The sequence below is a fragment of the Undibacterium sp. RuTC16W genome (assembly GCF_049339445.1).
GTDB lineage: Bacteria > Pseudomonadota > Gammaproteobacteria > Burkholderiales > Burkholderiaceae_D > Undibacterium.
This window is the reverse complement of sequence record NZ_JBMPPE010000021.1, coordinates 1-723: the sequence shown is the minus strand read 5'-3', so window position 1 is coordinate 723 and position 723 is coordinate 1. Positions and strand designations below refer to the sequence as shown.

The following is a 723-nucleotide window of genomic DNA, read 5'->3' as shown; positions in this document are numbered from 1 at the left end:
CTCAAGTATAATGGAAGCTGAAAGTTGTCAAGGTTTCTTCCTAAGTTGAAGAATCTTTCACTTGTTTTTGCTCCCAAAAAAGCCCCTTTGTGTTGCTCGAGTTGGATGAAGCCGGATTCGGCCAAGTCAGTCAAATCTGAGAGACGAATCTCACATCAGGTTGTCTTGAACTCATAATCTGCAAACCCTGTGGCAGACATGGGGCCGGGGATTATGAAGGATCTTGAAGCCCCTTTAGATAAGGACAAAATTCGATTTGTTTGGATACAAGGAACCTTTGACAATAGTTTGAGTTGGAAGGTTTGTTTTAAGGCACTTCTTGCACCAACAATTTGTTTATTAGGGGAATTCCAGATTGAATCAATCAAAAACGAAGATAAGTATTGTAGAAGAGCTAAAGATGTTTTGGTTGTGAAGAGTATTTCAGCAGCGATTAATGAGCCTATCTTCTTTTGGATTGAGGTGAAGTGTTTTGACGGATGATCAATATGAATGGTCCCGTTTATCACCATGGAAATTCGGGAGTAGGTTTTTCCATTCACTTTAACTCTAATCCCCCTGTTTCTAATATCTTCAAAGTCTTCTAAGTCTTCCCTTTTTTGGACTCCATATCCAATTGGCCCCATCAATCGAGGATCTGAGAGAACTCTAGAAAGAGCTGTTGAGGAGGACTTTGTTTTTGAGGTGGACCTAGACATAGTGGTAGGTTGGTAAGGAAAAGCC

At 40.5% G+C, this 723-nt stretch carries 1 protein-coding gene; it reads right to left on the bottom strand.

Annotation, left to right across the window (positions count from 1 at the left end):
* Positions 1-155: 155 nt before the first annotated feature.
* Positions 156-723, bottom strand: a 568-nt coding sequence (locus ACO0K4_RS19405) for a hypothetical protein (protein ID WP_422958322.1), incomplete at its 5' end; no start/stop codon positions are given.